Source organism: Agromyces sp. NPDC004153 (genome assembly GCF_053603635.1).
In genome coordinates this window covers 1,553,514-1,566,566 of record NZ_JBSGFY010000001.1, presented here as the reverse complement: position 1 = coordinate 1,566,566, position 13,053 = coordinate 1,553,514, and the positions used below count along the sequence as shown (strand labels likewise).

General features: G+C 71.0%; 13 protein-coding genes. 7 read left to right on the top strand and 6 right to left on the bottom strand.

Going from position 1 to position 13,053, the window contains the following annotated elements; genetic code table 11:
* The first annotated feature begins 117 nt into the window (after positions 1-117).
* Entirely contained in the window at positions 118-1,689 is a 1,572-nt protein-coding gene (locus tag ACWEOH_RS07250; RefSeq protein ID WP_452029557.1) for an FG-GAP-like repeat-containing protein, read from the top strand.
* Here the strand turns inward: ACWEOH_RS07250 and ACWEOH_RS07245 are convergent, their stop codons facing one another.
* Positions 1,690-2,169, bottom strand: coding sequence for an ATP-dependent zinc protease family protein (locus tag ACWEOH_RS07245; protein ID WP_452029555.1), 480 nt, complete (start codon positions 2,167-2,169; stop codon positions 1,690-1,692).
* A gap of 26 nt (positions 2,170-2,195) precedes the next feature.
* On the opposite strand from ACWEOH_RS07245, the gene ACWEOH_RS07240 reads away from it, so the two are divergent.
* Entirely contained in the window at positions 2,196-3,389 is a 1,194-nt protein-coding gene (locus ACWEOH_RS07240) for a RimK family alpha-L-glutamate ligase (RefSeq protein ID WP_148732866.1), read from the top strand.
* Between the two features lie 158 nt (positions 3,390-3,547).
* Here ACWEOH_RS07240 and ACWEOH_RS07235 read toward each other — a convergent pair whose 3' ends face one another.
* The 3 genes from ACWEOH_RS07235 to ACWEOH_RS07225 all read right to left on the bottom strand — a co-directional run bounded on the left by ACWEOH_RS07235 (position 3,548) and on the right by ACWEOH_RS07225 (position 5,138).
* Positions 3,548-3,955 carry a GntR family transcriptional regulator gene (locus tag ACWEOH_RS07235; protein ID WP_452029553.1) on the bottom strand — a complete coding sequence of 136 codons (408 nt, stop codon included), beginning with the start codon at positions 3,953-3,955 and terminating at the stop codon, positions 3,548-3,550.
* A 2-nt stretch (positions 3,956-3,957) separates the two neighbouring features.
* Positions 3,958-4,395, bottom strand: coding sequence for an Lrp/AsnC family transcriptional regulator (locus ACWEOH_RS07230; RefSeq protein WP_148732865.1), 438 nt, complete (start codon positions 4,393-4,395; stop codon positions 3,958-3,960).
* A gap of 119 nt (positions 4,396-4,514) precedes the next feature.
* Positions 4,515-5,138 carry a TetR/AcrR family transcriptional regulator gene (locus ACWEOH_RS07225; protein ID WP_452029550.1) on the bottom strand — a complete coding sequence of 208 codons (624 nt, stop codon included), beginning with the start codon at positions 5,136-5,138 and terminating at the stop codon, positions 4,515-4,517.
* Positions 5,139-5,237: 99 nt separating this feature from the next.
* On the opposite strand from ACWEOH_RS07225, the gene ACWEOH_RS07220 reads away from it, so the two are divergent.
* The 3 genes from ACWEOH_RS07220 (at position 5,238) to ACWEOH_RS07210 (ending at position 9,182) form a co-directional block, all read left to right on the top strand.
* Positions 5,238-6,893, top strand: a complete 1,656-nt coding sequence (locus ACWEOH_RS07220; RefSeq protein ID WP_452029549.1) for an amidohydrolase — start codon at positions 5,238-5,240, stop codon at positions 6,891-6,893.
* Between the two features lie 13 nt (positions 6,894-6,906).
* Positions 6,907-8,268 carry an APC family permease gene (locus tag ACWEOH_RS07215; protein ID WP_452029547.1) on the top strand — a complete coding sequence of 454 codons (1,362 nt, stop codon included), beginning with the start codon at positions 6,907-6,909 and terminating at the stop codon, positions 8,266-8,268.
* Positions 8,269-8,381: 113 nt separating this feature from the next.
* Entirely contained in the window at positions 8,382-9,182 is an 801-nt protein-coding gene (locus ACWEOH_RS07210; RefSeq protein ID WP_452029545.1) for an LLM class F420-dependent oxidoreductase, read from the top strand.
* A gap of 14 nt (positions 9,183-9,196) precedes the next feature.
* Here ACWEOH_RS07210 and ACWEOH_RS07205 read toward each other — a convergent pair whose 3' ends face one another.
* Both ACWEOH_RS07205 and ACWEOH_RS07200 read right to left on the bottom strand, forming a co-directional pair.
* Positions 9,197-9,694: a hypothetical protein gene (locus ACWEOH_RS07205; protein ID WP_452029543.1), complete on the bottom strand. Its 498-nt coding sequence runs from the start codon at positions 9,692-9,694 to the stop codon at positions 9,197-9,199.
* A 52-nt stretch (positions 9,695-9,746) separates the two neighbouring features.
* Positions 9,747-10,535, bottom strand: a complete 789-nt coding sequence (locus ACWEOH_RS07200; RefSeq protein WP_452029541.1) for a hypothetical protein — start codon at positions 10,533-10,535, stop codon at positions 9,747-9,749.
* 344 nt (positions 10,536-10,879) lie between these two features.
* Here ACWEOH_RS07200 and ddaH point away from each other — a divergent pair, with 344 nt between their 5' ends.
* Positions 10,880-11,740, top strand: coding sequence for a dimethylargininase (gene ddaH / locus ACWEOH_RS07195; RefSeq protein WP_452029539.1), 861 nt, complete (start codon positions 10,880-10,882; stop codon positions 11,738-11,740).
* Entirely contained in the window at positions 11,737-13,047 is a 1,311-nt protein-coding gene (gene rocD, locus ACWEOH_RS07190) for an ornithine--oxo-acid transaminase (RefSeq protein ID WP_452029537.1), read from the top strand. Before ddaH ends, rocD begins: the two co-directional genes overlap by 4 nt.
* The last annotated feature ends 6 nt before the right edge of the window (positions 13,048-13,053 follow it).

Genomic DNA, 13,053 nt, shown 5'->3' with positions numbered 1-13,053 from the left:
GCCTTCGCGCTATCTTCGGACCACCCGAACCCGATGGAGCTGCCCGTGGCCCCTGTCCGCCGCCCATTCCCTCGCACGCATGGGCCGGTCGCTCTCGTCGCTGCGCTCACGCTCGCCATGACGCTGGTCTCGCCGGCCTCCCCGGCCTCCGCGACCGCTCCGGTGTCCATCGCGGGCGTCCTCGTCGACTCGACGGGCGCATCGGCGTCATGGGTGGACGTCCACGCGTACGCCGTCGAGGGTCCAGGCCAGGGAACGTACGCGGGCCAAGACCTTGCCTCTGTCGATGGGACGTTCAGCATCGACGGACTAGAAGCGGGCCGTGAGTACCGATTGTTCGTGAACTGGTCGTCATGCTGCTCGAGTCCACGGGTCGCACCGTCCTTCGCGGGATTCCTGACTGACGATCCCGTCGACCGGATGACGCAGGACCCGCTCGAGGCCGCGCTCTTCGTGCCCGGGCCGATGGGACTGACCGGACTGCGCCTCCAGCTCGAGGCGGGCACGGCGGTGTCTGGGCGTGTGACGTCTGCGAGCGGCTCCGCGGTAGCAGGTATCCAGGTGTACGTGTACACCTCTGCCGGGTACAACGACATCGGCACCCGGCAGGGGGTGATTCCGACGAGCGTCGCGTACACGGCCGAAGATGGCACCTTCCGGGTCGCCGCTCTCGAGTACGTGGGCGACGAGGTGGACGCCTACGTCGTGCGGGTGGATGCTCCTGGGAAGTACCCCGGATACGTGGGCGTGGATGCATCGGTCGGCTTGGTACCGATCGATGCTGCACGACGGCTCCAGCCCGGACCAGACGAGATCACCGGGCTGAACGTCACCCTTCCCGAAGTCGAGCTTCCCGCCGACCAGATCATCCTCGGCCCCCGCATCGCCCCGTACAAGGGTGGAAGCCCGGGTGGCCCGCCCGGGCAGATCATGGCGGTCGGTGACGGGACGCTGTCGGTGTTCTCCTTCGAGGACGGAGTGCTCACCCGGCCGGAGGCGATCCGCGTCGGCTTCGACGACGAGCGAGTGTATGCGCCGGGCGACTGGGGCGGGGTCCCCCTCGACTGGTTGCTGAACGAAAACCCGGAATCGTCGCACTTCGAGTATCGCGATGACATCATCTCCGTCGATCAGCGAGGCGACATGTATCTCTACGAAGGCGACGGCGCAGGACACCTTCGAGAGCCTCGGCTCATCGGCTGGGGCTGGAACGGCTACCGCGTCATACCCTCCGGCGACCTCGATGGCGATCACCACCTCGACTTGCTCGCCATCGACCCCAACGGGTACCTCAAGCTCTACCGCGGCGACGGGAAGGGCGGCTTCTTCTCGCCGTACCCGCAGGTCGGCTGGGGATGGATCGGCTTCGACCTGTACGCCGCCGGAGACCTCACCCAGGACGGGCGGAAGGACATCCTCTCCGTCGATCCCAGTGGCATCCTGTACCTGTACCCGGGCAACGGCGACGGTACCTTCCAGGATCGACGGCAGGTCGGTTACGGGTGGGGGACCTATACGCTCGCCGCCGGCGCCGACATCGATGGCTACACCGACCCGGACACCGGACTGAACGTCCAGTGGGCTGCGGACATCGTCGGCCGGGACGACGCGACCGGAGACTTGTATCTGTACTCGGGGAAGGGCGACGGGACGTTCCCCACGAAGCGGCTCATCGCCACCGGGTGGTGATCAGCGACCGCGGTTCTGTCGGCGGACGCGTCGGGGGGCGCGTCCGCCGAGGAACGACTCGCCGGCGGCGACCAGGAACCCATCGCGCAGCGCCTCGCGGCCGATGAGCATGCGGAAGCCCATCTCGTCGCGGTTCGACAGCGTCATCTCGACCGTCTGCGTGCGTCCGTGCAGCGTCACGTCCATGAGGACGACGATGCGCTCCTCGGAGTGGCCCGACGAGCTGCGCACCGTGCGGCGGTCGTGCACGGGGAACTCGACGACGACCGCGTCCTCGTCGCTGTCCTGCCACGGACGCACGCCGAACCGCACGGAATCCGTGCCGTCGTCGGCTCGGAACTCCTCAACCTCGAACGCGTGCAGCGACGACGTACGGGCGCCCGTGTCGATCTTCGCCTTGATCCATGGGACTCCCGCACCGGGCAGGGTCACCCATTCGCGCCATCCGACGATGGTGGTTGAATAGGGGGGCTCTGTCACCCGAACATCTTCGCAGGGACTCAAGGATGAAACTGGCGATCCTCTCGCGCGCCCCGCAGGCGTACTCCACCCAGCGACTCCGGGCGGCGGCGCAGCAACGGGGGCACGAGGTGAAGGTGCTCAACACGCTGCGCTTCGCGATCGACCTCTCGGGTACCGAGCCCGACCTGCAGTACCGCGGCCGTCCGCTGTCCGACTACGACGCGATCCTGCCGCGCATCGGCAACTCGATCACGTACTTCGGCACCGCCGTGGTGCGCCAGTTCGAGCAGATGGACGTCTACACGCCGAACACCGCGAACGGCATCACGAACGCGCGCGACAAGCTCCGCGCGAACCAGATCCTGAGCCGCCACAACATCGGCATGCCGGCGACGGCGTTCGTGCGGAACCGCGCCGACGTGCGTCCGGCGATCGAGCTCGTCGGCGGCGCGCCCGTCGTCATCAAGCTGCTCGAGGGCACGCAGGGCATCGGCGTGATCCTCGCGCCCGAGGTGAAGATCGCCGAGGCGATCATCGAGACCCTGCACTCGACGAAGCAGAACGTGCTCATCCAGCGGTTCGTGAAGGAGAGCCGCGGTCGCGACATCCGTGCGCTCGTCATCGGCGACCGCGTCGTCGCGGCCATGCGTCGCGTCGCGAGCGGCGACGAGTTCCGCTCCAACGTGCACCGCGGCGGCACCGTCGAGCCCGTGGAGCTCACGCCCGCCTACGAGCAGGCCGCCGTGCGCTCTGCGCAGATCATGGGCCTCAAGGTGGCGGGCGTCGACATGCTCGAGGGCAACGACGGCCCCCTCGTGATGGAGGTCAACTCGTCGCCCGGCCTGCAGGGCATCGAGACGGCGACGAAGCTCGACGTGGCCGGCGCGATCATCGACTACATCGCGAACCAGGTCGCGTTCCCCGAGATCGACGTGCGCCAGCGGCTCACCGTCTCGACCGGTTACGGCGTCGCCGAGCTCCTGGTGCACGGAGCGGCCGACCTCGTCGGCAAGACGCTCGGCGAGTCGGGCCTCTGGGATCGCGACATCACCGTGCTCACGCTGCATCGCGGCACGACCGTCATCCCGAACCCGCGCAAGGGCGTCGTGCTCGAAGCCGAGGACCGCCTGCTCTGCTTCGGCAGGCTCGAGGAGATGCGCTCGATGATCCCCGAGCGGCGCCGCCGCCGCGCCAAGGTGCGCAAGCTCCCGAAGGAGCCGATCCCCGAGGCCGTCTGAGCGGATGCCGCGGCCCCCGCGTTCGCGCGTCGTGCACAACTCCGGAGCACGCCGCGTGCTCCTGGCGTGTCGGGCACCCGGGCGCGGCGTGCCGCGCGCGCGATCCGGAGTTGCGCACGCATGCCACGGACGGCGTGCGCTGGGCGACGAGCGGGCGCTCAGCGCGGCGCGTCGAGTGCCGACTCGACGAGGGAGAGCGCGGTCTCGCGGTCGAGGCCGAGGTGGTGCACGCGGTCGGCATAGGCGAGCGCGGCGAGCTGGGCCTCCTGGGTGGTGGGGTCGCCGGTGGCGGCGACGAAGGTGCCGGCGCGTCCGCGGGTCTCGATGACGTGGTCGGTCTCGAGCGCGCGGTAGGCCTTCGCGACGGTGTTCACGGCGAGGTCGAGCTCGGCCGCGAGGGCGCGAACGGTGGGCATCCGGGTGCCGGGGGTGAGGGTCGCGGATGCCACGGCGTCGACGACCTGACGCCGCAGCTGCTCGAAGGGCGGCGTCTCGTCGTCGTGGCTGATCGTGAACCGCATCGACCGGCCCGCGGCATCCGTGCCCTGCGGCCCTAGAGCGGTCACCGTCAGTCCCGGTTGCGGTTCACCAGTCGCGACAGGACGATCGCGCTGCGCGTGTGGTCGACGTTGGGGGCGATGCGCACGCGTTCGAGCGCGTCCTCGAGCGAGGTGATGTCGCGGGCGCGCATGTGCACGATCGCGTCGGCGCTGCCCGTGACGGTGCCGGCGTAGACGACCTCGGGCACGCCCTGGAGGATGCGCTGCAGCTCGTCGGGCGCGACGGTGCCGCGGCAGAACAGCTCGACGTAGGCCTCGGTGCTCATGCCGTCGACGGTGGGGTCGACCTGGATGGTGAAGGAGCGGATGACGCCGTCGGCGACGAGGCGGTCGACGCGGCGCTTCACGGCCGACGCCGAGAGGCCCACGGACGACCCGATGTCGCCGTACCCCGCTCGCGCGTTCTGTCGGAGCAGGTCGAGGATGGCGCGGTCGAGGTTGTCCATGCTTCGGAGTGTACGCCGATTCGTTGCGCACACACAGGGGTTGACGCCGAATTCCTGCGTGCTCTGTGGGAAAGCGGCTGCCGAGCGGTGTCGGCGCGGGTCGGACGCGAATGCCCAGGTCAGCCCCTGAGCCCCGCGCCCGCGGCGTGCCGCACCCGGAGCCCGGCGAGCAGCGCCGCGAGGCCGATCTCGAACGCACGGCGTGCGCCGAACGCGTCGCCGAGGGACGGATCGAGCGCCGCCCGGAACGCGGCGTGCTCGGGCGGCACCGAGCCCTGCTCGAGCAGGTCGCCGGGCGCCACGATGTCGATGGCCGATCCGAGCACGTGCGCCTCGACGGTGCGCATCACGGCGACCGCGTCGCCGACGGGCCAACCCGCCTCGACGAGCGCGCCGATGACGCGGTCGTACATGCCGAGCGTCGAAACGTCGCGGATGGGTGTCGTCGCGAGCAGCAGGATGACGTTCGGGTGGGAGGCGAACGCCGCGAGGTACGAGCGGGCCCAGGCTTCGAGCGCGGCATCCCACGGCTCGGCCAGGAAGGCCGCCGTGTCGATCTCCTCGACGATGCGGGCGCGCACGGCTTCGATGAGGTCGCCGCGGCTCTCGACGTGGTTGTAGAGCGACGAGACCTGGCGGTCGACGCGCTTGGCGAGCGCGCGCATCGAGAGCGCCGCGCCGCCCTCCTCGTCGATGAGCTCGAGCGCCGTGGTCACGAGCTGGTCGCGGTTGACACGTGTCACGAATTCCATCCTCGGTCTTCCCTCGCTTGTGGCGAGAGTGTACAGTCACCTTCACCCGAATACGAACACTGTTCGTATGAATGCGAAGGACCCGGTGCAGTGACCTCGACCCTCTTCCACGGCGGCACGATCTGGCGCGGAGCCGACGAGCCGACGGCGACGGCGCTGTTCGTGCGCGAGGGGTTCGTCGAGGCGCTCGACGCCGCCGCGCTCCGGCTCGCGTCCGCGGCCGAGGCGGCGGGGGAGCACCTCGAGCGGATCGACCTCGACGGCGGCTTCCTCATGCCCGCGTTCGGCGACGGGCACGCCCACCCGCTGTTCGGCGGGCTCGAGGCCGAAGGCCCCGACGTGCGCTCGTGCACGTCGATCCGGGCGATCGTCGACGAGGTGCGGCGCTACGCCGAGGCGCACCCCGACGTCGCGTGGATCCAGGGCGCGTCGTACGACGGCAGCCTCGCCGACGGCGGGCTCTTCGATGCGCGCTGGCTCGACGATGCCGTGCCCGACCGGCCCGTCGTGCTGCGCGCCTGGGACTACCACACGGTGTGGTGCAACTCGCGGGCGCTCGAGCTCGCCGGCATCGACGCCGACACCCCCGACCCCGTGCTCGGCGAGATCCCGCGCCGCGACGACGGCTCCCCGCTCGGCACGCTGCGCGAGTGGGGCGCCGTCGAGCTCGTCACCGACGTCGCCCCGCCACGTCCCGTCGAGGAGCGCCTGCGGTCGCTCGAGCGCGCCGCCGAGTACTACCTCGCGCGCGGCGTCACCTGGGTGCAGGACGCGTGGGTCGAGCCCGCCGAGCTCGACGTCTACCTCGAGGCCGCGGCGCGCGACCGGCTGCGCATCCGGTTCAACCTCGCGCTCTACGCCGACCCGCGCCGCTTCGCGACCCAGCTGCCCGCGTTCGTCGAGTCGCGCCGCCGGGTCGCGGATGCCGCGTCGCCCATGCTCACCGCCAACACCGTGAAGTTCTTCGCCGACGGCGTCGTCGAGAACGAGACCGGCGCGCTGCTCGAGCCGTACTGCTCGTCGCTGCACAAGCACGGCATGTCGGTGTGGGGCGCAGCAGACCTCGCCGAGGCCGTGTGCGCCGTCGACGCGGCCGGATTCCAGGTGCACATCCACGCCATCGGCGACGCGGCCGTGCGCCAGGCGCTCGACGCGATCGAGCACGCCGTCGAGGTGAACGGCCCTCGCGACCGACGCCCCGTCATCGCGCACGCGCAGCTCGTCGACGACGCCGACCTCGACCGGTTCGCGCGGCTCGGGATCATCCCGAACATGCAGCCGCTGTGGGCGCAGCTCGACGCGCTCATGACCGTGCTGACGGTGCCGCGGCTCGGCGCGGATCGCGCCGACAGGCAGTACCGCATGCGCTCGATCGAGGCATCCGGTGCCCGCCTCGCGTTCGGCTCGGACTGGCCCGTCTCGTCGGGCGACCCGCGCGCGGGCATCGCGGTCGCCGTGAGCCGCCGCACGCCCGCCGGCGACCCGGTCGGCGGCTGGACGCCGCAGGAGATCCTGCCGCTCGCGCTCGCACTCGACGCCTACAGTGCCGCCGTCGCCCACCAGGCGTTCGCCGACGCGACGGATGCCCCGTGGGGCCGCATCGAGCCCGGCGCCGCCGCCGACCTCGTGCACCTCGCAGCCGATCCGCGGGAGCTCGATCCCGCCGACCTCCCCGACCTCCCCGTGCGCGCGACCTGGCTCGCGGGGATCCCCCGATACCGAGGCGAACGCCTCCCGACCCCCTGAAAGGTCACCGCCCATGTCCCAGGCCGCGATCCCCGCCACCGACGTCGGAACGGATGCCGCGCCCAAGCTGAAGCGAGTCCTCGGCGTTCCGTCGCTGGTGCTCTTCGGACTCGTCTACATGGTGCCGCTCACGGTGTTCACCACCTACGGCATCGTCACCGAGCTGACCGGCGGCCGCGTCGCCGTCTCGTACGTCATCACGCTCGTCGCCATGCTGTTCACGGCGCGCTCCTACGCCCGCATGTCGGTCGCCTACCCCTACGCCGGCTCGGCCTACGTCTACACGCAGCGCAGCTTCGGCGGCGCAGTGGGTTTCCTCGCGGGCTGGTCGCTCATGCTCGACTACCTGTTCCTGCCGATGATCAACTACCTGGTGATCGGCATCTACCTCGAGGCGGCCTTCCCGGCCGTGCCCGCGTGGGTGTTCATCCTCGCGTCGATCGTCATCGTCACCGTGCTGAACGTCATCGGCATCGTCTCGGTGGCGCGCGCGAACGTCGTGATCATCGCCGTGCAGGCCGTGTTCATCGGCGCGTTCGTCGTGTTCGGGCTCGCGTCGCTCTCGGGGCAGCAGGTCGACCCGCTCGCCCCGTTCGTCGGCGACGGATCCGTGGAGGGTCCCGGCGTGCTGTTCGCGGGCGCCGCCGTGCTGTGCCTCTCATTCCTCGGCTTCGACTCGGTCTCGACGCTCGCCGAGGAGGCGAAGGAGCCGACCCGCTCCGTGCCCCGCGCCATCATGATCACCACGATCTCGGCGGGCGTGATCTTCATCGGGCTGTCGTACCTCGCGCAGCTCGTGTTCCCGTCGAACGCCTTCACCGACGTGGACTCGGCCGCGCTCGACGTCATGCAGACGGCGGGCGGCGAGTTCCTCGCGGTGTTCTTCACGGCGGCGTACGTCGCGGGCGCGGCGGGCTCGGCGCTCACCTCGCAGGCGTCGGTGTCGCGCATCATCTACGCGATGGGCCGCGACGGCGTGCTGCCGAAGCGCGTCTTCGGTCGCCTCTCGGCACGCTTCAAGACCCCGGTCGTCGCCGTGCTGTGCGTCTCGGTGGTCTCGCTGCTCGCGATCTGGATCGACCTCGGCCTCCTCGCCGGCATGATCAGCTTCGGTGCCCTGGTCGCGTTCTCGGTCGTGAACCTCTCGGTCATCAAGCACTACTACGTCGACCGCAAGGAGCGCGCCGGCATCCAGGTGCTGCGCAACCTGGTGCTTCCGCTCATCGGCTTCGCGCTCACCGTCTGGCTCTGGACGAGCCTCTCGGTCGAGACGTTCATCGTGGGCCTCTCGTGGCTGGCGATCGGCGTGGTGCTCCTCGCGATCGTGACGCGCGGGTTCCGGCGTCCGACGCCGATGCTCGACCTGAAGGAGTAGACCCGGGGGAAGCGGGGGACGGATGCCGCGGGCCGATGCGTGCCCGCGGCATCCGCGTGCCGGCATGACGCCGTGCGGCATCCGCTTTCCCGAACACGCCTAGGCTGGAAGGCATGCCCGACGACTCCCGCGTGCGCCTCGGAATCCAGGTGCAGCCGCAGCACGCCCACTATCCCGCCATCCGCGACACCGTCCTGCGCCTCGAGGACCTCGGCGTCGACATCGTCTTCAACTGGGACCACTTCTTCCCGCTCTCCGGCGACCGCGAGGGCCTGCACTTCGAGGCGTGGACCATGCTCGGCGCGTGGGCCGAGCAGACCGAGCGCGTGGAGTTCGGCACGCTCGTGAGCTGCAACTCGTATCGCAACGCCGACCTGCAGGCCGACATGGCCCGTACCCTCGACCACATCTCGGCGAAGGACGGCGTCGGCCGGTTCATCTTCGGCACGGGCTCGGGCTGGTTCGAGCGCGACTACGACGAGTACGGCTACGAGTTCGGCACGCCGGGCACGCGCCTGAACGCTCTCGCCGAGGCTCTGCCCCGGGTCGAGGCCCGCTGGGCGAAGCTGAACCCCGTGCCGACCCGCAAGATCCCGGTGATGATCGGCGGCAAGGGCGAGCAGAAGACCCTGAAGATCGTCGCGCGGCACGCCGACATCTGGCACTCGTTCGTCTCGCCCGACCAGCTCGGCCACAAGCTCGACGTGCTGAAGCGCTGGGGCGACGAGGTCGGCCGCGACGTGTCGGAGATCACGGTGTCGAACGAGCTCACCCGCCGCCACGTCGACCTCGACTACGCCGATGCGCTGTACGACGCCGGCGTGCGGCTGTTCACGCTGGGCATCTCGGGTCCCGGCTACGACCTGTCGGCGGTGCCCGAGTGGCTCGCATGGCGCGACGCGAAGAACGGCTGACCGGCGCCCGCGGCCTACATCGGTGACAGCTCGGCGCTGCCGTCGGGCCGGATGACCCCGCGCACGAGGCCGTCGCCGGGCACGGATGCCACGACCTCGAGCCCCTGCACGGGGAACAGTCCGTGGTGCGTGCAGCTCGAGGTGGTGAACCGGCCCGGCCGCGCGAGAACGGCGCAGACCGCCGAGCCGCCGTGGAGCCGTGCGACGTACAGCGAGACGCCGTCGGGGCGCGTGCGCAGCAGCCGGTACTCCGTCGGCGCGATGGGGTCGCGCGGATACGCGTCCCGGGGTACGTCCGCCGGCGTGGGCGCCGTGTCATAGGCGCTGAGCACGGCGGTGGCGGCGATCGGGACGGCGGCGGCGTCCCGATCGGGAGGGGTCGAGTGCGACACCGTCCACCCCCAGATCGCCCCGAGCACCAGCGCCGCCATCAGCACGGCGATCGCCCAGCCCGGTGGCCTCGCCCCGTCCTTGTTTCGCCGGTCGATCCGACCGGTGAAGGAACCGGCCATGCGCTCAGGATGCCTCGCACGCCGAACCGCGGCAAGGGGCATCCGGACCGAGTCAGTCGACCGGCACGGTCACCAGCACGGCGCCGTCGGCGTGCCACTCGGCGCGCACGAGGCCGTCGCCCTCCAGGTAGGACTCCGTCCAGAGCTCCCCGTCGCGGAAGACGCCCTGCTGCGTGCAGGTCCCGCTCGTCCCGCCGGAACGGACGACCACCATGCACACGTCGTCGGGCCCGATCTCGGGCGAGAGGCCGCCCGGCAGCGCCTTGGCACCGTAGACGCCGACCCCCTCCGCCGTGGTCGCCAGCAGGCGCAGGGTCGACGTGTCGATCCAGCCGTCGGACCAGTCCCCCTGCGCCGTCGCGGGAATGTCCGAGGGCTGCGCCGGTCGGTCGAACACGGCGTACGCGGGGGACTCGACCACCTTCGACATGACGTCGGGCGTGCCCACCGCGAACGACGAGGCCGCGCCGAGGGGCTGGCCGCCGGCCGCGGGCTCCGAGGGTTCGGTGCGCGTGCCGAGCTGCCACCCGACGGCGATGCCCACGAGCAGCGCCGCCGTGCCCGCCGCGACCGCCCAGCGGAACCGGCGCACGGATGCCGCGTCGGATGCCGCGATCCACTCGGACACGGCTCGCGTGGACCCGGTCGGCGTCTTCTCCACCACGGGCGTCGGCCCGGTCGGATCGGATGCTGCGTCGTCGGGCGCCTGCGCCGCGGCCGCATCCCGCCGCATCCCGTCGAGCTCTGCCAGGGCCGCAGCGCGTTCGGTGCTGCTCGCGACGGCGCCGTACGCGATCCGCTGGAGCCGGCGCAGCCGCTCGTCGTGGGCGGGATCGTCCAAGTGCGGCCTCCATCGGTCCGCCCGGCCGACGGGTGCCGGGTCGCCCAACAGGATGCACCACTCTCGCCTCGTGAGCAACCGCTCTCACGCGTCGCCCGCGGCATCCGTCGCGTGATTCACGCACGAAAGCGGCGAATCGACTCGGAACGAGCAGGAACATTGCGCGCGACGCCCGGAACTTCGGCGACTTCGGCGTCACACTGAGAGAGGCGTCCCGACGGCGGTGCAACCCGAACATCGTCGTCGGGGCTCGCAAGAGCGACCTGGTCCGCCGGCATTGACAAGAGTGCTGATGTCGCCCCGCAACGGTGCGCCGCGACATCCGCAGAGCCCTGAGGAGTGAGATGTCGACGGTGATCGAGACCGAGGAACAGGCGGCCGCGCGGCCCGATCGGCGCCCCACCGGGCGCAGCGTGCTGATGTGCCGCCCCGAGCACTTCACGGTCGTCTACCGGATCAACCCGTGGATGAACCCCGCCGAGCCGACCGACACCGAGGTCGCGCTGGCGCAGTGGCAGGTGCTCTACGACACGTACCTCGAGCTCGGCTACGACGTGCACCTGATCGACCCGATCGCGGGGCTGCCCGACATGGTCTACGCGGCGAACGGCGGATTCGTGATCGACGGCATCGCGTACGGGGCGAAGTTCACCCACCCCGAGCGCCAGCCCGAGGGACCCGCGTACATGGAGTGGTTCCGCGAGCAGGGCTTCGACGTGCGCGAGCCCGAGGAGGTGAACGAGGGCGAGGGCGACTTCCTCCTCGTCGGCGACGTGATCCTCGCCGGCACGGGCTTCCGAAGCGACTCGCAGTCGCACCAGGAGCTCGAGGGCATCTTCGGCCGCGAGGTGGTCACGCTCCGCCTCGTCGACCCGAGCTTCTACCACCTCGACACCGCGGTCGCCGTGCTCGACGGCACGCCCGGCCGCGAGCACATCGCCTACCTGCCCAGCGCGTTCGACGGGGCATCCCTCGCCGTGCTGCAGGAGCGCTTCCCCGACGCCATCATCGTGAACGAGACGGATGCCGCGGTGCTCGGCCTCAACTCGTACAGCGACGGCTACAACGTCGTGATCGCCTCGCGCGCCACCGACTTCGAGCGGCAGCTGCGCGAGCACGGCTACAACCCGATCGGCGTCGACCTCTCCGAGCTGCTGCTCGGCGGGGGCGGCGTCAAGTGCTGCACCCTGGAGCTGCGCCGATGAAGACCACCACCCACAACCGCTTGATCGACGACGCGGACGCGGCCGTCCGAGCCGAAGGCTCGGGTGCGGCCGGGCGTCTACGGGCGGAGCCTTCGGCTCGGACGGCCGCGGCCATCCACGTCGAGGACGAGCACGCGGCCCACAATTATCACCCCTTGCCGGTCGTCGTCGCCGAGGGCGAGGGCGCCTGGGTGACCGACGTCGAGGGCCGCCGGTACCTCGACTGCCTCGCGGCCTACTCGGCGGTGAACTTCGGGCACGGCAACCCGCGCCTCGTCGCCGCGGCGCGCGAGCAGCTCGATCGCATCACGCTCACGAGCCGTGCGTTCCACAACGACCGGCTCGGGCCGTTCGTCACCGAGCTCGCCGCGCTCTGCGGCAAGGACATGGTGCTGCCCATGAACACCGGCGCCGAAGCCGTCGAGTCGGCGATCAAGGTCGCCCGCGCGTGGGGCTACCGCGTGAAGGGCGTGGCGCCGGATGCCGCGAACATCATCGTGATGGCCGGCAACTTCCACGGGCGCACGACCACGATCGTCTCGTTCAGCGACGACCCCGACGCGCACGACGACTTCGGCCCGTACACCCCGGGATTCCGGATGGTGCCCTACGGCGACGCGGCCGCGATCGAGGCGGCGATCGACGACAGCACCGTCGCGGTGCTCGTCGAGCCGATCCAGGGCGAGTCGGGCATCATCGTGCCGCCCGCCCACTTCCTCCCCGACGTGCGGCGCATCACGCGCGAGCGCGACGTGCTGCTCATCGCCGACGAGATCCAGTCCGGCCTCGGGCGCGTCGGCGCCACGTTCGCGTGCGACCTCGTCGGCGTCGTGCCCGACCTCTACCTGCTCGGCAAGGCGCTCGGCGGCGGCATCGTGCCCGTCTCAGCCGTGGTCGGCGATCGCGACGTGCTGGGCGTGCTGCAGCCCGGCCAGCACGGATCGACGTTCGGCGGCAACCCGCTCGCCGCGGCGGTCGGCCTCGAGGTCGTGCGGATGCTCGCGACGGGTGAGCCGCAGGCGCGCGCCCGCGAGCTGGGAGACCACCTGCATGCACGACTCGAGCGCCTCATCGGGCACGGCGTGGTCGCGCTGCGCGGGGCGGGGCTCTGGGCGGGCATCGACATCGACCCCGCCGTCGCGACCGGGCGGGAGGCGTGCGAGGCGCTCATGCGCCGCGGCGTGCTCGCGAAGGACACGCACGGCTCGACGATCCGGCTCGCGCCGCCGATCGTCGTGGAGCCCGCCGACCTCGACTGGGCGGTCGACCAGCTCGAGGCGGCACTCGCCGACCTGCGGGGCGCCTGACCAGAG

What these genes read in the sequence shown, in the direction of transcription:
- ACWEOH_RS07205 (WP_452029543.1), bottom strand. Translation starts at nt 9,694, where the DNA reads ATGGCCGGTTCCTTCACCGGTCGGATCGACCGGCGAAACAAGGACGGG.
- ACWEOH_RS07210 (WP_452029545.1), top strand. Translation starts at nt 8,382, where the DNA reads ATGCCCGACGACTCCCGCGTGCGCCTCGGAATCCAGGTGCAGCCGCAG.
- rocD (WP_452029537.1), top strand. Translation starts at nt 11,737, where the DNA reads ATGAAGACCACCACCCACAACCGCTTGATCGACGACGCGGACGCGGCC.
- ACWEOH_RS07250 (WP_452029557.1), top strand. Translation starts at nt 118, where the DNA reads ATGACGCTGGTCTCGCCGGCCTCCCCGGCCTCCGCGACCGCTCCGGTG.
- ACWEOH_RS07230 (WP_148732865.1), bottom strand. Translation starts at nt 4,395, where the DNA reads ATGGACAACCTCGACCGCGCCATCCTCGACCTGCTCCGACAGAACGCG.
- ACWEOH_RS07240 (WP_148732866.1), top strand. Translation starts at nt 2,196, where the DNA reads ATGAAACTGGCGATCCTCTCGCGCGCCCCGCAGGCGTACTCCACCCAG.
- ACWEOH_RS07215 (WP_452029547.1), top strand. Translation starts at nt 6,907, where the DNA reads ATGTCCCAGGCCGCGATCCCCGCCACCGACGTCGGAACGGATGCCGCG.
- ddaH (WP_452029539.1), top strand. Translation starts at nt 10,880, where the DNA reads ATGTCGACGGTGATCGAGACCGAGGAACAGGCGGCCGCGCGGCCCGAT.